Raw genomic sequence first — 18954 nt, forward strand, 5'->3', positions numbered from 1 at the left:
GTCGAAGCCCTGTATCCGTGCGGCTCGGACAGCTTTGTTCCACGAGCCCGGCAATTCGCTGAGTTCACATCAGTGCCGAGCCCCTGGCCTGGCAGTGCCTTCGGTATTGGGTCATCGCGGAGGCACTGCCGAAGCCGACATTGATAAGCATCCGTCCGGATAATCGCTGGATATCCGTAGCGGGATCTGCTCGCTCGCTGGACTAGTTGGGACTTACCTGGATATAGAGATCCACCCAGCTGGTGCCAGGCCTGCAGTCATAGTCATACCACTCACCTCTCTGCAGCCCGAGATTTCCGCGCTGAGCGCATGACCACCAAGGATTCGGCCCGTAGAAGGTGTCGTAGTAACGGAAGGGCGACATCGCGCTGGGAGAAGTAGCGTTTGCCGTCGCCGCGTGAGCGGGTGCGGTCGCGAGGAGGCCGGCCGCCAGGGCGGCGCTCACGCCCGCGAGCGCCAGGAACTTCTTCATGTGGATCTCCAGATTCGGTACGTGCTTTCGTGCATTCACAAAAGCGCTTCCATCAAGGATTGTCGCCGAGGCCCGACCCCGGCCGCGAGAACTTCGAGTGAACGCGAGGGGAATATTGATTGTGCATGCTTTAGGTACATCCCCATGGTGGGATGCGCGGGTATCTTAGTGTGCCCTCTCTCGAAAGCTATCCGATAACCGCAATAAGGTTTTCGTTTTCTGCATCGCAATAATGTTGAGTTGCTCTCAAGAGGTGGCGCTGGAGCGATCCGCGGGCCCGGCTGCTGGACGGCCAGGCGTGGAACAGGCGGGGACGCGCGTGCTGCTCTCGCTGGAGCAGGAGCTGGAGCCCGCCGGACACCTGGCCGAGCTCGCGAGCGCGCTGGAGGGCGCTTACCCCCGGGTGCTGGACGGGCTGGGATCCAACACCGCGGTGCAGTTCGTCGGCGGCCGGCTGCGGCTGGAGAAGCCCGGCGCGCTGGCCGAACCGCCGCTGATGAAGGAGCTGCGTGCCCTGGTCGACGGCATGCTGCCCCGGATGGACTTCCCCGAGCTGCTGCTGGAGGTCTTCGACCGCACCGGCCTGCCCGCCGACTTCACCCACATCTCGGGCGCCGACGCCACGATGGAGGACTTCCCGACGAGCCTGGCACGGAGGCCTCCTTGCCCAAGAGGGACGTAGCGGCCGAGGCCAGCCAGGTGCTGGTGACGGGACCCGGCCCGCAACCCGGACGCGGTGCGCCCGGTGGCGGCCAGGTAGGGTCGGCGCCGAGTGGCGCAGTTGGTGCAGCGTCCAGCCGTCGCCGGGTGTGCCGCCGCGGGTCGCCCGCACGGCGACCATGCCCGTACCCAGCCGGTCAACATGATGATCAGCGCATGTCGCTACTGGCTGCTCGGCTGTTCCTCCAGGCCGGAAGCACAAGAGATGATCAACGTGATGAGGTCGCGCATCGGGGTCAGGAGGTCCGGGTAGGCCTTGGCGTTGAGGTCGTACAGGCGCAGGGCGCCGTTGCGCCGTACCGTCAGCAGATCCGCATCGCGCAAGATCTTGAGATGGTGGGAGGTGGCGGGCTGGGACAGCTCCAGGTGCGCGGCGATGTCACCGACGCTGCGCGGGGCCGCGGACTCCAGGAGGAAGACGACGATCTCCTGCCTGCGCTCATCCCCCAGGGCGGTGAACAGCGGCCGGGTCCGCGCGAACAGCGCGAGGACGTCCTGGGCCTCGATCGAGCCGCTCATGCGGGCAATGAGTCGCGCAGAGCGGACAGATGGCCGACCGGCAGCGTCCTGGCGGCGCCTTCGGCGATCCAGCCGTCCAGCATCAGCCGCGTCTGCGCGCCCACCTTCGTGAAATGCGTCTCCAGGTAGCTGCGCAGGTTGAAGGGGAGCAGCCATGGCAGCACGCGCAACGCCAAGCCCACGGCCCAGGACGGGACGGAGACGGGAGCGCGCAGCCCGTGCTGAGCGGAGACCACGGCGACGGCTTCCCGAACGGACGCGGTAGCGCCCCGCAACCGTGTGCTCGACGCGGGCAGCCTCCAGCCGGAGGCCTCCAACTCGGCGATGTAGGGGATCATGCGGGCGGCGGCGAGCTCCCCCGCACCGGCCCGCGTCACCCGCTTGGCCCGCACGCCACCGGCCTGAAGTGCGGCGACGACCTGCGCGGCGCGCGCTCCGGTGACGCCCACCGCCGAACCGGGTGGCACCCAGTACGCCACCCCCGGCGTGGGGACCTCTCGCTCCAGCGGCGCCTGGTAGGCGAGCAGCGTCGGGGCCACCTGGACGATCTGCTCCTGTGGCCAGACCCGGGCGAGGGTGCTCAGATCGCCCGGGTCCTGGCCGATGGTGACCACCGTCGCCGCTCCGGCCGCCGCGCGCAGCGCATGCGTCCACTCTCCCCGCAACGCGGGCGAATCCACGCAGAGCCACACCATGTCCCACTGTTCGCGGCGCGGCTCACTGATCACCTCGTACGGCACAATCCGCTCGCTCACCGGCGCTCGCCCCCGCCTGAGCCGGTACAGGGAAGCCCCTTCCCAGCTCTCCCGGCCCGGCCTCACCAAATAGCTGACCCGGGCCCCGGCCGCGGCCAGCCACAACCCGAAGACCTGCCCCAGCGCCCCGGCCCCGACAATCAGCATCTTTGACATCGCTGCTCCATATATCTAAATATTTGGATATGTAGAACATTATCATCGCAGAGGTCCCCAGCTTCCGCAGCGACCAGCGTGCCACCGTCACGCTGACCAGCTCCCTGGCAATGTTCATGTTCGGGAGGCTCGGTGTTACCTGTCAGACTCGCGGTGCCCTTGCTGGCCGCGACGTTTGCCCTCGTCTCGCTCCTCGCCAACGCGTCCACCGCTGACCATCCGGCCGGCAACAACGGCGCCCGTAACCGCCACCCGTCGGCGCAGGCCGTACGGCAGAGCGCGCCATAGCCGGTCGCGGCGCCGCCGGACGGCAAGCGACCGCTGGTGCCGGCGAAGGGCCTCGTCCCCGCGGCGGGATACGGTGTCAAGTGATCTTGTTCGCGGTGTCTTCACTGCGGTAGCGCCCCGTCGCTCCCGGCCTGCGTGAGTGCGGCCGCATCGGCTCGTCCACCAGCTACCGCATCATCGCCATCAGCTGCGGCAGGCTCGACCAGTCCACGCCGTGCCCCGTGCAGGACGACAAGTACAAGGCGATCCGGCCCGCGTACGTCCTCGCCCGTGGCCTCGCGCCGCGGGTGCCCCTGCGCGTCCACGACCCCGCCCACCCGCCGTCGCCCTCCGGCGGGCCGCCGCTGGTCGCGTGCAACCGAGGCCTTACGCGGGGCCGGCGTCGTCATCGCCGTGACCACCGGCGCCGACAGCCTGGTCGCCTGCGAGAAGTCCCGCCCGAACCTGCGGCCCGGCGCGCTCTACGCCGACCTGTCCACGAGCGCGCCCGGCGACAAGCGACGCATCGCCGAGCTGGTGGCGTCGTCGGGCGCGTCGGCCGTGGACGGGGCGATCATGGCGCCCATCCCGCTGCGGGGCCTGGCGACCCCGATCCTGGCCGGCGGCGACGACGCCGGCCGTTTCGCCGCCTTCGCCGGCCGCCACGGCATGGACGTGACGCCGATCGGCGGCTCGCCCGGGGACGCGGCGGCCCGCAAGCTGGTGCGGAGCGTGCTGGTGAAGGGGCTGAGCGCCCTGGTCATCGAGTCCCGGCGGGCGGCCGAGGTCGCGGGGCTGGGGGAGTGGTTCTGGGAGCACCTGCTGGAGACGGGGTCCGCGGCCGACGAGCGGTTCGTGGTGCGGCTGCTGGAGGGGGCGGGGCAGCACAGCGTGCGCCGGGTGCACGAGATGCACGCGGCCACCCGGATGCTGGAGTCGCTCGGGGTGCCCCACACCATGACCGCCGCCACGGCCGCCACCCTGGAAGAGGCGATCCGCACCGGCATCCCACCCGTCCCGGGCGGGTCGTGATGGTGGCCCGTCGGTCGGTGGCCTCCGAGGTGATGGTGGCCCGTCGGTCGGTGGCCTCCGAGGTGATGGTGGCCCGTCAGTTGGCGGCCCGAGGCGATGGCAGCCCGTCGGCCGGTGCCCCCGAGGTGATGGTGGCCGTCAGCCGGTGGCCTCCAGGGCCTTGGCGACGCTGCGCAGGTGCTGCTGCATGGCCGTCTGCGCCGCCTCGGGGTCGCGGGCGACGATGGCGGCCACGATCAGCTCGTGCTGCGGCAACGACAGCGCCGCCCGCCCCGGCTGTCGGGCCAGGCGGAACTTGTGCCGGATCACCTGCGCCCCCAGCCGTTCGATGATCGACGCCGAGGTCTGGTGGGCGGCGATCTCGCGGACCTTGGCGTGCAGCGCCGCGTTGAGCTCCGAATATCGGTCGAGGTCGTTGCGCTCCACGGCGGCGCGCATCTCGGCGACGATCTCCCGCAGCCGCTCGGCCTGCTCGGGTGTGACGCGCTCGGCGGCCTTGGCGGCGGACAGGCCCTCCAGCACCATCCGCACCTCCGTGATCTCGATGGCCTCCGCCTTGGAGATCGCCCGGACCCGGGCGCCCTTGTTGCGTAGGATCTCGACCAGCCCCTCCGAGGCCAGCTCTCTGAACGTCTCGCGCACGGCCGCGCGGGTGGCCCCGAACTGCTCGCACACGTCGGCCTCGACCAGTCGCTGGCTGGGCACGAAGTCCCCGCTGAGCACGGCCGCTCTGAGCCGGTCGGTCAGCGTCTCCTCCAGCGGGGACCCAGGGGTCACGGAATCCTCCCGTTGTCGAGCTTCGTTGACAATATTATCGACAATTATCCCCGGACTGGAGGGTACGGGCCTGACCGCGCACGCCGTGCTGGAGGCGGTGAACGGAGACCACGCGCCGGGAAACCGGCGGAGACCTCGGGCTTTGATCGTTTAGACCTGATCTGTCGGTGACCTCCGGTAAGTTCCCGGATCATTGATCAGCCGGTCGCGAAGGCGCGGGCACTCCCGCGTGCGCCCGTGAACCGGCGGGGGCGGGAGGGTTCGAGGTCGTGGACGCGGACAGAGCCGCGTGGGAGCAGCGCAGCGTGGTGCGGGTGGTGCCGCCTGTCGAGCCGAGGAAGCTGGCGAAGGTGCCCTTCGTCGAGCTGGCCGACGGGCGGTTGCAGGGGGTCGTGTCGAGCGGATCCGACATCGAACGGGTCTACGTCTCGTCCATCACCGCCGGCACCCACGCCCTGAGCTGCAGCACCAACAACAACCGGCCGTGCGGCGCGCTGCACGGCTACGCCTGCAAGCACATCCACCAGCTGGCCGACGAGGCGGTCCTGCAGTACGGGCTCGACCGGGTGTCCCGTTACCTGGGGGTGGAGGTGCCGGAGGGCCAGTCCCTGATGTCCTCCATCAAGGGGCCGGTCGAACGCACCCCGGCAGCCGTGGTGTTCAGCAGGTTCCTGCGCCACCTGGCCTACCTGGAGGTGCCCGACAGCACGGAGCCGCTGGCCGAGCTGCAGTGGTTCCCCGCGACGAGGGTGGTGCGCTGATGCTTGACGTACAGCTCGGAGAGCTGCGGGGCGACGCCCCCGCCGGGGTCGGCGAGGCGCTCGACCTGGTGACGGGGTTCGACGGCGCGCTCACCCACGGGTTCGCCCGGCTCGGTGAGGAGGCGTCCGGGGCGCTGGCCGCCCTGGCGGGCGCGCTGGCCGGCAGCCCGCTCGGCGACCGGCTGGCCGAGGCGGCGGAGAAGGTGACCGCCGGGTCGGTCGGCGACGAGCACCTGGCGGCGCTGGCCGGCGGGCGGGCCGCGCTGCTCGGCGCGGTGCACGACGCGCTGCTCGCCCGGTTCGACACGGTGCTGGGCCGCACCCGCGCGACCTGGGAGCCCGCCGGAGACGCGGGCGACCCGGCGGGCGTGCTCGCCGCGTGCCGGGGCTGGCTGCGCGAGCTGGCGATCACCGGCTGGCGCGGCGTCGACCACGACGTGGTCTCCTCCGCCGATCCGGCGATCGAGGCGCTGCTGGCCACGCCCGGGCTGCGCGGGCTGGCTGTGCTGCTCGACGGCATGGCGGCGGAGCTGCGGGCGTCCTGCCCGGTGGCCACGATGGACCGGCTGCCCGTACGCAGGTGGGCCGACCTGTGGACGCGTGCCCTGCTGCTGGCCCAGAAGGGGCCGTGGCACGGTGCCGCCGAGCCGGTCTCGGGGCGGCTGCTGATCCTCGGCGCCGACGTGCACGAGCACGCCACCGTGGTGCGGGTGCAGGTCCACGGCATCCTCGAGCCCGCGGGCGGCGCCCCTTCCCGGCTGGTACGCACGAGCGTGGCGGCCGCGAAGGTGGACACGATCTCCGGCCCGTCCGTGTGGCGGCTGATGGGTGACCATCCCGTGCTCATGGGCGCGCTGGCCGGGCACCTCAGCCTGGAGCTCGCCGACATGCCGCTGCTGCCGGGCGGCGACCTGGTGTGGCAGGATGGCAAGGCGAGCGCCGGCGCGACGGCCGACCCGTTCGCGACCGCGCGGGTCCAGCTCGCCGAGGCCGTGGCCCCGGCGACCCCGCCGCTCGACCGCCATCCCGTACGCATCGCGGAGCCCGTCTTCCTGGAGGGCTACACGATCCGCGACGAGACGCTCGACCTGGGCGGTAGCTCGCTCCCGGTCGCCCTCGACCGGCTGCCGGCCTGCGGGCCGCTCACGCCCGAGCTGGTGTCGGCCTCCTCCGCCTGCATCGGCCTGATGCGCTGGGACGGCGGGCAGTGGCTCCTGCAGCCGCTCGCCGTGCAGGCCACGGTCAAGAAGAAGGGCGTCACCGCGCACAACGGCGACTGGGCCATGGGCCCCACCGACCCCAAGGTCGTCAAGGCCGAGGCCAAGGCCGGCGACGTGGTCGCCGTGCTGCGCGAGCGAGCAGGGCGGCTGCTGCGGAAATGACCGACCCCGACAACGACACTGACAACGTGCAGGGCGCCGACGCGACCCGGCGCCAGGTGCTCTACTGGCGCCTGCTGTCCCGCGTGTTCGGCGCCGACGAGCAGCCCACTCTGGAGCGGGCGAGCGTGGCCATCGTCGACGACCTCGGCCTCCCGCCCGCCCTGCTCGACCCCGGCGTCTCGATCGACAACCTCGTGCAGCGCTTCCCCGGCCTGGCCGACGAGCTCCAGGACCTCATGGCCGAGAAGGACCACGAGGACGGCGACGAGGTCCGCCGCGCGGCCCTGGTCTCCAAGCTGCTGCTCAACGTGTTCTCGACGGGCACCGGCAACGTCACCGCGAGCCGGTTGGAGAGCTGGAAGAACGACGCGGGCTGGTTCGAGCGCGGCATGGGCTGCGAGCCCGGCGGGCTGCGCCACAGTCCCGGCGACGAAGAGGTCGCCGCGGTCCTGGCGGGCATCGAAGGCGACCTGGTCAAGCGCATGCACCTGCGCGAGGTGCTGGCCGACCCGGCGCTGTCCAGGCAGCTCACGCCCAGCATGTCGCTCATCGAGCAGCTGCTGCGTGACAAGTCCAACCTGTCGGGCGTCGCGCTGGCCAACGCCAAGGCGCTGATCCGCAGGTTCGTGGACGAGGTCGCCGAGGTGCTGCGTACCCAGGTGGAGAAGACCAGCGTGGGCGTCATCGACCGGTCGGTGCCGCCGAAGCGGGTCTTCCGCAACCTCGACATCGAGCGCACCATCTGGAAGAACCTCACCAACTGGAGCCCGGAGGACCAGCGCCTCTACGTCGACCGGCTCTACTACAAGCAGACCGCCCGCCGCACCACCCCGGCCCGCCTGATCGTGGTCGTCGACCAGTCGGGCTCGATGGTGGACGCGATGGTCAACTGCACCATCCTGGCGTCGATCTTCGCCGGCCTGCCCAAGGTGGACGTGCACCTCATCGCGTACGACACCCGGGCCCTCGACCTGACCCCGTGGGTGCACGACCCGTTCGAGGTGCTGCTGCGCACCACGCTCGGAGGCGGCACCGACGGCACGGTGGCGATGGCCCTGGGCCGGCCGAAGATCACCGATCCGCGCAACACCGTGATGGTGTGGATCTCCGACTTCTACGACAACCGATCGCTGATCAACGACTTCGAGGCGATCCACCGCTCGGGGGTCAAGTTCATCCCCGTCGGCTCGGTCAACAGCTCCGGAAACGCGAGCGTCGACCCGTGGTACCGCCAGAAACTCAAGGACCTGGGCACTCCCGTGATCTCAGGTCATATCCGAAAGCTCGTCCTCGAGCTCAAGAACTTCCTCGCTTAGGAGACCTCACCCATGAGTGACGACATGCTGCGCGCCCCCGCAGAGGTGAAGTACGCGGAGGAGCTCGACTGGCTGGAGTCGATCGACGACGGCCCCAAGCCGTTCTCGTGGCGGCTGAGCCCCCGCATGATCAGGCTGTTCATCCTCGGCTCCGAGCGCTCCGATGGGCTCGACCGGGAGATCCCCCAGAAGTGGTTCGGCGACCGCAGCTTCGTCGAGCGCAGCATCGTGACCCTGGCCTCCGACCGGGGCCTGCTGCTGATCGGCGACCCGGGCACCGGCAAGAGCTGGCTGGCCGAGCTGCTGTCCGCGGCCATCTGCCGCAACTCCACCCTCGTGGTCCAGGGCACGGCGGGCACGACGGAAGACCACATCAAGTACTCCTGGAACGTCTCCATGGTCATCGCCAAGGGCCAGTCCCGCGAGTCGATGATCCCCTCGCCGATCATGACGGCGATGGAGAAGGGCGTGATCGGCCGCTTCGAGGAGCTGACCCGCTCGACCAGCGATGTGCAGGACGCGCTGATCTCAATCTTGTCGGAGAAGTACGTCTCCATCCCCGAGCTCGACGACGACAACATCGTCTTCGCCCAGCCCGGCTTCTCCATCATCGCCACCGCCAACAGCCGCGACCGGGGCGTCAACGACCTGTCCTCGGCCCTCAAGCGCCGCTTCAACTTCGTCCGCATCCCCGTCGTGTCGAACAAGAAGAGCGAGGCGGAGATCGTCCGCTTCCGCACCGAGGAGCTGCTGCGCCGGCACAAGATCGAGCTGGACCTGCCGCCGACCCTGCTGGACATCCTGCTGCAGAGCTTCGCCGACCTGCGCTCGGCCGCCGCGTCGGCCACCAGCGACGACGAGAAGCTGGAGTCGGCGCTGTCCACGGCCGAGCAGATCGGCGTGCTCGAGGACGCCATCCTGCACAGCCACTTCTTCGGTGACCGCGTGCTGCGCGCGCAGACCCTCGCCGGCTCGCTGGTCGGCTCGCTGGCCCGGCGCAGCCCCGAGGACCTCGCGATTCTCAACAAGTACTGGCACGGCGTCGTCGAGCCCCGCAGCAAGAAGGACGGCGGGGAGTGGCCGGAGTTCCTCGAGGGCGGCCGCGAGGCCATCGCCACGCTCTCATGACCGGCCAGACGAGCCCGTTCGGCGCGCTGCGCGAGCAGCTCCTCGACGCCGCCGCCGCGTTCGCCGGCAGCCCCGTGGCCGTGTCGGACATCCTGTCCGGCCTGGTGGACGATGTGGACCGGGCGCTGCGCGAGGAGCTGGAGATCTTCCCGGTCTGCCACCACTCGCCGGCCTCGGCGCTGGCGATGGTGCGCAGGCTGCGGGAGAAGCAGCCGAAGGTCATCTATCTGGAGCTCTGCGAGGACCTGCAGCCGCTGCTGACCGAGCTGCGCAACTGCCGGCTGCCGGTGGCGGTGCAGGCGTTCGCGACCCAGATCGACGGCTTCCCGCCGTCGTGGGCGCCGCTCAGCGTGGTGGCGCCCATCACCGAGGCGTCCGCCGAGTACCAGGCCATCTCGTACGCGCTGGAGACCCCGGGCGTCGAGCTGGTCCTGGTCGACCGCTCGACGGACCACGTCTTCCAGTGGGCGCCGAACGAGGAGCCCGGCAAGAAGGAGCACGCCGAAGAGAGCGGCCTGCACGGCGACGCGGTGGGCGTCGAGCTCGGCGACCTGCGCCCGCGCTTCGCCGAGCTGGAGGAGCACCTGCTGCACCACGGCAAGGTGCGCCACTGGTCCGAGTGGTGGGACCAGTACGTCGAACAGCCGCTGTCCGGGGCCGACTACGACACCTACCGCCAGGTCATGGTGCTGATCGGCAGCCTGTTCCGCCGCCTCGACCGCGACGGCGGCCGGCGGGGCGTGGACGAGGACCGCGAGCGCTACATGTGGACCAGGATGCGCGAGCATCTGGCCGCCTCGGGCGCCGACCCGGCCGACTGCCTGTACGTGTGCGGCGCCTTCCACGCCGCCAGCCACGTCGAGCAGTTCGGGCTGAGGTCCACGGCGACCTTCGAGATCACCCCGCGAACCGGCACAAAATGGCTGTACGGCCTCATCCCGTCCAGCCACTCGGCCATCGAGGCCCAGTTCGGGCTGGCCTCCGGCTCGGTGTCGATCGCGGCGGCGACCTGGGAGAAGTCGCTGACCCGCAGCAAGCTGACCCCGTTCCAGCTGGCCGGGCAGCGGGGCACGCGCAAACGCGTGGCCAAGCTGCCCGCGCCCGCCCCCGAGGGCGAGGTGGCCGACCGGCTGACCGGGTTCCTGTCGAAGCCGCCGGCGCTCGACGAGCTGGACGAGGCCGAGCTGCTCGGCTGGAGCGTGGAGATCGTCCGGCTGGCCCGCCGCAACGGCTACCTGGCCAGCACCGCCGACGCCATCGCCGTGTTCGAGACCTCGATCCTGCTCGCCGGCATGCGCAACCGGGCCAGGCCCACCCCGTACGACTTCCAGGACGCGGCCGTCACCTGCATCGAGAAGGACGTCGTGCCGGGCCGCCGCGACGTGCGGCGGCTGTGCGAGATCATGCTCGGCGGCGACCGCGTCGGCGAGGTCGGCTACGACGCCCTGCCGCCGCTGGCCCGCGACGTGTACGACCGGCTCGCGCCGCTCAAGCTCGACCTGGAGAAACGCACGATCCAGCGGGCGCTGCTCGACCTCAACGCCAGCCCCGAGCTGGTGCCCTGCTCCGACCTGCTGTGGATGCTGCGGTACCTGCTGCCGTCGGACGCCGTGCGCCCCATCATGGGCGAGCGCAGGCTGGGGGAGCGCTCGATCCAGGAGAGCTGGGACGTGGCGTTCGGCAAGCACCAGCGCTCGATCATCGAGTTGGGCTACGAGGGCGTCACCATCGAGCAGGTGATGGAGCAGCGGCTGCGCCGTTCGGTGTGGGACCCCAAGGCCACGGCGGCCGTCGCGCTGGCGGCCGTCGAGGACGCGGTGCTCTTCCTCGGCAGCCGCCGCTTCGCCGACGAGCTGGGGCAGCGGGCCGTGGAGCTGCTGGCTTCCGAGCGGAGCGTGGACGACGCGCCCGAGGTGCTGCGCAGGATCCGGCGGCTGATGTCCTACTACCGCGCCCACGAGCCAGAGCTGCCGGCCTGGTGCGAGGAGTTCGCGACCTCCGGCTACGCGCATTACTGCACCCTCCTGCCGACGGCCTTCGTGGCCGACGACACGGGGACGCGGCAGGTGGCGGCCATGCTGGGGTTCCTGTTCTCGATGGAGAGCCTCGCGCTCTCGCTGGGCTGCGACCGGGCCCAGCTGGAGCTGGCCGTGCAGCAGTCGCATCCGGAGGCGCCGGACAAGGCGGCGCTGCTGTGGGCGGCGCGGTCGCAGCTCGGGCTGCTGCCGCAGGCCGAGCTGCGGGCGCGGTGCGACGAGCTGCTGGCCAACCCGCTGGTCGTCCCGTCGTTCCCGCTCTACATCCTGGGGTTCGTCCAGGCGATGGAGCCCGTCCCGGCCCTGTCCGGCTTCGTGGTGGAGGTGATCTCGAAGGCGTTCGGGCAGCTGCCCGACCGGGTGCTGCTGCCGTGGCTGCCGAAGCTGATCACGGCGCTGCGGGACCAGGCGGGGGAGCTGATGCCGGCGCTCGTACGCGAGGCCGGGCGCACCTTCCCCGGCACCCTGGCCGCCGTGGACGGCTGGGTGCCGCCGTGGTCGGCGCGTCCCGCCGCCGCGACGGCCGCAGTGCCGGTCGCGTCGGGACCGGTGGCCGAGCTGCTCCTGGAGAATCCGGCCGCGTGTGACGCGGTGGCGGGGCTGCTCGGCTGCGAGGGCTCGTGGCAGGCCCCGGCGCCGGGCCGCGGCGAGGTCGCCGCGCTCCTGGCCGATCACCCGGAGCCCGCTCTGGCACTGGCGAGCCTGCTCACCTGACGCGGCGGGCGGCCCCGCCCGCTACGGGGCCGCCCGCGCACTCCGTAAGATTCGGTCCCTGCCGCCTCCCCCAGGTTCCTCGACGAGGGCGGGTGTGGGCGGTCGTCGCCAGGGGCAGCCGTGATCAGACCGCCCGCACCCGGAGCCTCGCCCCGGTCCGCTGACCGGAGCGGCTCCGTGAGTCAGGCACGTGCTCCGGCGGGCGTGCGCATCTCGCGTTCCATGCGCTGGAACTCCTCGGGAAGCTCCTCCCGCGTCTCCTCGATCCGCAGGGCGGTGCCGAGCGCGAAAAGCGTGGGAGCCCACTGCCCGACGAAGATGCCCCACCGGTCGGCCCGGTCGATGCCGGCGCGCTCGTACTTGAGCGAGGCGGTCCAGGTCGCGACCGACAGCCCTATCGAGGCCAGGCCTGCCGCGTACAGCATGCCGGACCGGATCCCCATCTTGTGGAGCGTTCGAATCATGGCGTTCTCCCTGAGAGCGAGCGAGTGTTGCTGCCTACGCCTCGCTGCCCGCGATGGGTGGACCGATGTGGCAGTTGGCGGAAGATTGACGCCCGGGAGTGGGCTCTTTGCACACGCTCCGCATCGGCTGTTCACGCTCCGCTGTCACGAGGCAGCGTTTCTTTGCGGTGGAGCGCGATGACCAGGCCGGTTCCCAGCGCGACGGTCACCAGAAGGAACGCCGGGCCGCCGCCGTAGCGGTCGGCGAGAGGGCCGGCCAGTGTCGCGCCGGTGGCGCTGCCGATCTGCCCGGCGGTCGTCAGCCAGCCGAACAACGTACCGCTGCGCCGGCCGGCGACCTGGGACGCCAGGTGGTCGTTGGTGGCCAGCCACGGTGCGAGCGCGACGCCGAACAGGGTGATCGCGACGGCCATCGCCGCGATCGTGGTCGGCATGGCCAGCGGCAGCGAGGTCGCCGCGAGCATGCCGAGCAGCCACAGGTAGCGGTTGCGCTGAGGGCCGTGAGTGCCGCGCGCCGCCAGGATCAGGCCTCCGGCGAGGCTGCCGGCCGACCAGAGCGCGACCAGGAGCCCGGACTGCTGTGACGCGCCGGCGTGGACGGCGAAGGCGGGCACGAGCACCCACATGGCGCCCATGCAGATCCAGTAGGCGAGGTAGGTGGCGCCGAGAGTGCGTACGGCGGGCATGGCCAGCAATGACGGCCCGGCGCGGTGGATCCGGTGCGGTAGCACGGGCGCGAGCACGATCCCGGCCGCCAGGGCGACCACGCCGGCCAGCGCGCTGGCGACGAGCGCGGCGGCCGGACCGGCGAGCGTCATCCAGCCGCTCACCCATAAGGGCGATCCGATGTAGACCGTCTCCAGGGCGATGGCGTTGGCGGCGTAGGCCCTGGCCGGGTCGCCGGAGGAGGTGAGGCGAGGCAGCATCGAGCGAACGCTGCTGGAGATCGGCGGCGTGCACAGCCCCGACAGGGCCGCCGCGCCGATGGTCGGCAGAGGGCTGTGGCTGATCGCGAGCGCGAGCTCGGTGGCGAGGAAGAGGGTGCCGGAGCTGATCAGTACGCGCCGGTCGCCGAAGCGCAGCAGGCCGCGCGACCACCACGGCGCCGAGAGCGCCATGCCCGTCGCCGCAGCTCCGCCGGCGAGCCCGGCAGTGGAGAAGCCGCCTGCCTGCTGGGCCGCCACCAACGCGATGAGCAGCGGCCGCATCGCGATGGGCAGCTGAGCGACGTTGAGGCAGACAATCAACGCGAAGAGGCGTACATTCATAAGTTATGAATGTTCAGACGAGGCATGCCGCAAACCTGCTCGGCGCGTCCGCGCTGCTCGTGGCGGGTATGGTCCGGGAGGCGGTGACCGCGTCGGTCGGCGCGGGTGGCTCGCTGGGCGAGGCACTGATCGCGATCAAGGATCAGCCGGGCCGCACGGCGGACTGGCTGTCCACGGTGTTGCAGATCTCCCAGCCCGGCACGGCACACCTGATTCGCCGGCTGACCGAGCAGGGGTGGGTCGTGCGAGGCAGCGAAGGACGCGCCCGCCCGCTGCGCCTCACCTCCGAGGGCGAGCGCGTGGCGGCGGCGGCGCTGGCGGCCCGGGAGGTCGCTCTTGAGGGGTTGATCGATCGGCTGACCGACGAGCAGCGCGAGCAACTGGTGGCGATCGCCGGGGCGCTGCTCGGGCCGGAGGCGCGCAGTGAGGAGACGCTGGCCAGGCTGTGCCGGTTGTGCGACCGGGGAGGGTGTTCCCGATGCCCCGTCTACGAGGGATTGCGGGGGTGATCGGCCATTCCGGCACCGCGTGCGCAGCCCGCGTGGGCCGGCAGCCCGGCCGGCCCACACGGTGTCCCTGCTGCCGGTGACGCATCCTTTCTGGTCGGCGCCTAAGCGCGATCACCGCTCACACCCGGAGATACGCGGGGGATGTGAGAAGAGTTCAGACTTGGCCGGAAGATTTGATCCGGGCAGCTCAGGGGGCGCTGAAGACCAGGCGCGGCGGGTGGCCGTCGAACAGCTGGCTGACGGTGACGAACCGGTAGCCGCGCTCGGTCAGCCTCCGCAGCACGCGCGGGATGGCCCGCACGGTCGTCGGGTGGATGTCGTGGAACAGGATGACGCTGCCGGGCCGTACCGACCTGAGCGCCCGGCGGGCCACCGTGGCGCTGCTGCGGAAGCGCCAGTCGAGGGTGTCCACGCTCCACAGCACCATCGGGCGGCCGGTCTGGCGGCGCACGGTGGCGTTGAGCGCCCCGTACGGCGGGCGGACGAGCCCGGGCACGACGCCCGCGACCGCCCTGATCGCCTGGTCGGTGCGGCCCAGCTGGGAGCGCACCCGGGCGGGCGACAGCCTCGTCAGGTCGGGGTGCGACCAGGTGTGGTTGCCGATCTCGTGCCCGGCCGCGACGGTGCGGCGCAGGACACCGGGGTACGTCACGACGTTGCCGCCCACGACGAAGAACGTGGCGTGGGCGTGGTAGGCGGCCAGGTAGGCCAGCAGTGTGTCGGTGTAGGGGCCGGGGCCGTCGTCGAACGTGAGCGCCACGCACTTGACGCGGCGGCAGTCGACGCCGGCCCGCGGCCGTGCCCGATTCCCGGTCGTGTCATCGGGGGCTGACAGCGCCGCCGCACCCCACGCCCCGGATGCCGCCGCATCCCACGCCCCGGATGCCGCCGCACCCGACGCCCCCGATGCCGTCGCGCCCCATGCCCCGGACGCGGGCGCGCCAGAAGCGGCGCCCGGCGGTGGAGCCGCGTGGGCTGCCTGGGAAGGCGCCGCCAGCGTGCTCGCGCCGCAGGTCATCGCCACCAGCATCGCCGTGGCGATCGTCCTGGCCGTCCCCCGCCTGGCCCCGCCCAGGAAGGGCGAGCGTGACCTCGCACCGATGTCCATCGATCCCCCTCGCGCGCCGCCCCCGGCGCGTCTTCCCATAGTGACGACCCCAGCGGGGATCGTTCCACTGAGTACGACAACCGTCGCCTGCCCCTGGTTCGCCGGAGACCACTTTCCGGATGACGAAACCCCGCGGCGACCGACCCTTTGGGGCTTGACAGGCCGGTGGGGCTGGTCTTGTCTCTACCCATCGGGGGTTTGGAGGGGAGCCCGGCATGCCTGCGATCCGACGTTCCGTCCTTGCCCTGCTCGTCTCCGCCGTGCTCGTCGCCGTGCCGCTCGATCCCGTCCTGGCCGCGGCCCCCGCGCCGGGCGCGCCCGGCGCGCCGTCGCGCTTCGGCCTGGCCCGCAAGGACTGCGTGGGCACGGCCACCGGCCGGACGTCCAAGGTCTGGTACACCGTCGCGGGCGGCGTCCTGTCCGACGTGTACGAGCCCACGATCGACAACACGAACGTCGAGACCATGCAGTTCGTCGTGACCGACGGCAGGACGTTCACCGAACTGCAGTCGCGCGACACCACGTACCAGGTGAGCACCGACCGCTCCGGCATGACCTGCACCGTCACCTCGGCGAGCAGGAGCGGCCGCTACCGCCTGACCACCACCTACGTCACCGACCCCGACCGCGACGCCGTGGTGGTGCGCACCCGGCTCCAGCCCGCCGGGCTCCGGCTGTACGTACGGCTGGACGCGAGCGTGAACGGCAACGGCGGCGGCGGGCAGCCCAACGGCGGTCCCGACACCGGCGTGGTCGACGGCCCCACCGGCGCCCCCGTGATCTCCGACGAGAACACCGAGACCTCCGCCCCCGCCCGCGACTACGCCGTGCCCACCCACCTGGCGCTGCGGGCCGAGCGGCGGCTGCCGCAGGCGAGCGTCGGCTACGCGGGCACGCCCGGCGACGGTGCCGCCCAGCTCGACGCCGCCCGCGAGCTCACCCCCTACCCCGAGGCCCCCGCCGGCAACGTGGTCGCCACCGCCAGGCTGCCGATCGACGGGAGGGGCGAGGTGACGTTCGCGCTCGGGTTCGGGCGGAGCAGGGCCGCCGCGCTGCGGACCGCGGGCGAGGCGGCCGCCCGGCCGTTCGAGAGCACCCGCGCCCGCTACGAGTCCGGCTGGGCCGCCTACGACGCGCGCCTGCGCAGGCCGCCCGGCGCGCACGCCGACCTCTACCGGCTGTCCGCGAACGTGCTCAAGGCCAGCGAGGACAAGACGTTCCCCGGCGCGGTCGTGGCGTCGCTGGCCAGCCCCTGGGGACAGGCGGTGGGCGCGGGCGAGCTGGTCGGTGGCAAGGCGATCTACTTCGGCTCCTACCGCGAGGTGTTCGCCCGCGACCTGTACGAGGCGTTCACCGGCTTCCTCGCCGCCGGCGACGTGGCCACCGCCCGCGACACCGCCCGCTTCCTGCTGGAACGTCAGCAACTGCCCGACGGCCGGATGCCGCGCAACTCGCTGCTGAACGGCAGACTGGCGCCCGACTCCGGCGGCGACCAGCTCGACGAGAGCGCGTACCCGATCCTGATGGCCTACCAGTCAGGACTCACCGGGGTGTGGGAGCGCGTGCGGGCGGCGGCCGACTTCCTGGTGTCGCACGGACCCGCGTTCGGCGTGGAGCGGTGGGAGGAGCAGTCGGGCCACTCGCCGTCCACCATCGCGGCCGAGATCGCCGGGCTCGTCGCGGCGGGGGAGCTGGCCTCCCGGGCCGGCGACCAGGCCAGGGCCCGGATCTACCGGGGCACGGCCGACCACTTCGCCCGCTCGATCAAGTCGTGGACGGTCACGACCACCGGCCCGTACGCCCCGCGCTACTTCCTGCGCCTGTCACGCGGCGGCGACCCGGACGCGGCCACGTCGTACAACCTGGGCAACGGCGGCCCCACCGAGGACCAGCGGAGGGTGGTGGACGCGGGCTTCCTCGAGCTCACCCGGCTCGGCATCCTGCCGGCCGACGACCCCGACGTGCTGGCCAGCCTGCCGGTGGTGGACCGGGTGCTCAGGCGGACGACGGCGAGCGGCCCCGGCTGGTACCGCTACGGCTCCGACACCGCGGGCACCGAGGACGGCTACGGCGACTGCCACGAGCCCGACCCCACCTCGTGCGCGCCGTCGGGCCGGCCCTGGCCCACCGGCAACACGGGCTCCGGTCACCTGTGGCCGGTGCTCGCGGGCGAGCGGGCGGAGCAGGCGCTCCAGACCTGTGATGGATCCGCAGCGGAGCGAGGACATCCATCACAGACCCCCGAGCAGGGCTCGGCAATCAGACGCTGCTTCGGCACGGCGGCCACGCTGCTGGCGGCCATGCGGGCCATGTCGTCGGGCACCGGCTTGATCCCCGAGCAGGCGTGGGAGAACCCGGACCTGCCCGCCGCGCCGTACGGCACCGACCCGGCCACCGCCTCGATCGGGTTCCGCGACGGCGGCCCGGCAGGTTCGGCGTCGCCGCTGACCTGGGCCCAGGCCCAGGTCGTCCGGCTCGTCCTGTCGCTCGGCTCCACCCGCCCCGTCGAGCAGCCGGACGTCGTACGGCTCCGCTACGCCGCCCGCGGCCTGCCCCAGGCGGCCCCGCTGACCGTCACCGCCCCGGCGGACGGCACGGCGGTCGCGGGCACGTCGGCGACCGTCGAGGGCACCACGTCACCGGGGGCGCGGGTGGACGTCGCGGCCACGCCCATCGACACCGGCGCGCCCACCCAGGTCGTCTCCGTACGCGCCGGGCCGGACGGCGGCTTCACCGCCCAGGCACCGGTGTCGTTCGGGGAGGTCGTGCTCACTGTGACGGCCACCGCCTCCGACGGCCGCACCGCCCACGCCCGGCGCGCGGTCGTCGGCGACATCGTGGGCGCCACCACCGTGCTCGACGTCGCCGACCCGGAGGGCGACGACAACGGGCCCGGCACGTACGCGTACCCGACCGCCGGGGACTTCCACGCCGGGGCCTTCGACCTGCGCAGGTTCCAGGTGATCACGGACGCGACGACCGTCTACCTGCGGGCCGAGCTGCGCGACCTCACTCCGACGTTCGGCAACCAGATGGGCGCCCAGCTGCTCGACGTCTACGCGCAGGACCCGGCCGTGGCCACGCGGTCGCACGACGCGGCGTTCCCGCAGCGGAACCACCGGCTGGGGGACGCCTGGTCGCAGCGGGTGGAGGTGCAGGGCTTCGCGGCCCCGGTCTGGGTGACGGCGGCGGGCACGGCCCAGGCGGGCGCGGCCGTGCGCTCGTCCGGGACGACCCGGACCATCACGGTCGCCCTGCCCAGGGCCGCCTTCGGGACGCCCGGCCCCGGGTGGCGCTTCGCCGTGGTGCTCACCGGGCAGGACGGCTTCAGCGCCGACCAGGCCCGGGGGTTCGCCGCGACGCCGCAGCCGTACCAGTTCGGGGTCTGCGCCGAGGGCGGCGCCGGGCCGCTGTGCTCGGTGGACCCCGGCACGGTGCCCAAGGCCCTCGACGTGCTCGTCCCGCCGGGGCAGTCCCAGGCCGACGTGCTCAACCCACTCCCCGGCCCGGTCACGGTCCCCGCCGTCGCGGTCCCGTGACGGACGCCGCAGCGGCGCCGCCCTCACGGAC

At 72.1% G+C, this 18954-nt stretch carries 17 protein-coding genes; 10 read left to right on the top strand and 7 right to left on the bottom strand.

What is annotated here, in order from left to right:
• Nucleotides 1–202: 202 nt before the first annotated feature.
• Nucleotides 203–472 (bottom strand): hypothetical protein, encoded by a 270-nt coding sequence (locus ACFKCF_RS08500; protein WP_394492397.1) that lies wholly within the window; start codon nt 470–472, stop codon nt 203–205.
• A gap of 298 nt (nt 473–770) precedes the next feature.
• Between ACFKCF_RS08500 and ACFKCF_RS08505 the strand changes: the two genes are divergently transcribed.
• Nucleotides 771–1154 (top strand): hypothetical protein, encoded by a 384-nt coding sequence (locus ACFKCF_RS08505; RefSeq protein WP_394492398.1) that lies wholly within the window; start codon nt 771–773, stop codon nt 1152–1154.
• Nucleotides 1155–1354: 200 nt separating this feature from the next.
• Here the strand turns inward: ACFKCF_RS08505 and ACFKCF_RS08510 are convergent, their stop codons facing one another.
• Together ACFKCF_RS08510 and ACFKCF_RS08515 are read right to left on the bottom strand one after the other, a co-directional pair.
• Nucleotides 1355–1711 carry an ArsR/SmtB family transcription factor gene (locus ACFKCF_RS08510; protein WP_394492399.1) on the bottom strand — a complete coding sequence of 119 codons (357 nt, stop codon included), beginning with the start codon at nt 1709–1711 and terminating at the stop codon, nt 1355–1357.
• A complete protein-coding gene (locus tag ACFKCF_RS08515) occupies nt 1708–2622 on the bottom strand; it encodes a 2-dehydropantoate 2-reductase N-terminal domain-containing protein (RefSeq protein ID WP_394492400.1) in 915 nt (304 codons plus the stop codon). Before ACFKCF_RS08515 ends, ACFKCF_RS08510 begins: the two co-directional genes overlap by 4 nt.
• A gap of 132 nt (nt 2623–2754) precedes the next feature.
• Here ACFKCF_RS08515 and ACFKCF_RS08520 point away from each other — a divergent pair, with 132 nt between their 5' ends.
• Both ACFKCF_RS08520 and ACFKCF_RS08525 read left to right on the top strand, forming a co-directional pair.
• Nucleotides 2755–2910 carry a hypothetical protein gene (locus ACFKCF_RS08520; RefSeq protein ID WP_394492401.1) on the top strand — a complete coding sequence of 52 codons (156 nt, stop codon included), beginning with the start codon at nt 2755–2757 and terminating at the stop codon, nt 2908–2910.
• A gap of 393 nt (nt 2911–3303) precedes the next feature.
• Nucleotides 3304–3921, top strand: coding sequence for a DUF1932 domain-containing protein (locus ACFKCF_RS08525; RefSeq protein WP_394492402.1), 618 nt, complete (start codon nt 3304–3306; stop codon nt 3919–3921).
• Nucleotides 3922–4059: 138 nt separating this feature from the next.
• Here ACFKCF_RS08525 and ACFKCF_RS08530 read toward each other — a convergent pair whose 3' ends face one another.
• A complete protein-coding gene (locus ACFKCF_RS08530; RefSeq protein ID WP_394492403.1) occupies nt 4060–4698 on the bottom strand; it encodes a GntR family transcriptional regulator in 639 nt (212 codons plus the stop codon).
• Between the two features lie 269 nt (nt 4699–4967).
• Here ACFKCF_RS08530 and ACFKCF_RS08535 point away from each other — a divergent pair, with 269 nt between their 5' ends.
• The 5 genes from ACFKCF_RS08535 to ACFKCF_RS08555 are packed head-to-tail and all read left to right on the top strand — an operon-like array spanning nt 4968 to nt 12035.
• Nucleotides 4968–5459 carry a hypothetical protein gene (locus ACFKCF_RS08535; RefSeq protein ID WP_394492404.1) on the top strand — a complete coding sequence of 164 codons (492 nt, stop codon included), beginning with the start codon at nt 4968–4970 and terminating at the stop codon, nt 5457–5459.
• Entirely contained in the window at nt 5459–6841 is a 1383-nt protein-coding gene (locus ACFKCF_RS08540; RefSeq protein ID WP_394492405.1) for a hypothetical protein, read from the top strand. Before ACFKCF_RS08535 ends, ACFKCF_RS08540 begins: the two co-directional genes overlap by 1 nt.
• Nucleotides 6838–8157 (top strand): VWA domain-containing protein, encoded by a 1320-nt coding sequence (locus ACFKCF_RS08545; protein WP_394492406.1) that lies wholly within the window; start codon nt 6838–6840, stop codon nt 8155–8157. The genes ACFKCF_RS08540 and ACFKCF_RS08545 overlap by 4 nt, the downstream gene beginning before the upstream one ends.
• A gap of 12 nt (nt 8158–8169) precedes the next feature.
• Complete coding sequence (locus ACFKCF_RS08550) at nt 8170–9285, top strand: AAA family ATPase (protein WP_394492407.1); 1116 nt, start codon at nt 8170–8172, stop codon at nt 9283–9285.
• Complete coding sequence (locus ACFKCF_RS08555) at nt 9282–12035, top strand: DUF5682 family protein (RefSeq protein WP_394492408.1); 2754 nt, start codon at nt 9282–9284, stop codon at nt 12033–12035. The genes ACFKCF_RS08550 and ACFKCF_RS08555 overlap by 4 nt, the downstream gene beginning before the upstream one ends.
• Nucleotides 12036–12217: 182 nt before the next feature.
• Here the strand turns inward: ACFKCF_RS08555 and ACFKCF_RS08560 are convergent, their stop codons facing one another.
• Both ACFKCF_RS08560 and ACFKCF_RS08565 read right to left on the bottom strand, forming a co-directional pair.
• Nucleotides 12218–12499 (bottom strand): hypothetical protein, encoded by a 282-nt coding sequence (locus ACFKCF_RS08560; protein ID WP_394492409.1) that lies wholly within the window; start codon nt 12497–12499, stop codon nt 12218–12220.
• A 131-nt stretch (nt 12500–12630) separates the two neighbouring features.
• Nucleotides 12631–13767 carry an MFS transporter gene (locus ACFKCF_RS08565; RefSeq protein ID WP_394492410.1) on the bottom strand — a complete coding sequence of 379 codons (1137 nt, stop codon included), beginning with the start codon at nt 13765–13767 and terminating at the stop codon, nt 12631–12633.
• 5 nt (nt 13768–13772) lie between these two features.
• Here ACFKCF_RS08565 and ACFKCF_RS08570 point away from each other — a divergent pair, with 5 nt between their 5' ends.
• Nucleotides 13773–14276, top strand: a complete 504-nt coding sequence (locus ACFKCF_RS08570) for a MarR family winged helix-turn-helix transcriptional regulator (protein WP_394492411.1) — start codon at nt 13773–13775, stop codon at nt 14274–14276.
• Nucleotides 14277–14463: 187 nt separating this feature from the next.
• Here ACFKCF_RS08570 and ACFKCF_RS08575 read toward each other — a convergent pair whose 3' ends face one another.
• Complete coding sequence (locus tag ACFKCF_RS08575; RefSeq protein ID WP_394492412.1) at nt 14464–15384, bottom strand: polysaccharide deacetylase family protein; 921 nt, start codon at nt 15382–15384, stop codon at nt 14464–14466.
• 215 nt (nt 15385–15599) lie between these two features.
• Between ACFKCF_RS08575 and ACFKCF_RS08580 the strand changes: the two genes are divergently transcribed.
• Entirely contained in the window at nt 15600–18923 is a 3324-nt protein-coding gene (locus ACFKCF_RS08580) for a glucodextranase DOMON-like domain-containing protein (protein ID WP_394492413.1), read from the top strand.
• The last annotated feature ends 31 nt before the right edge of the window (nt 18924–18954 follow it).

Origin of the sequence: Nonomuraea sp. JJY05 (assembly GCF_043496855.1) — a bacterium.
GTDB lineage: Bacteria > Actinomycetota > Actinomycetes > Streptosporangiales > Streptosporangiaceae > Nonomuraea.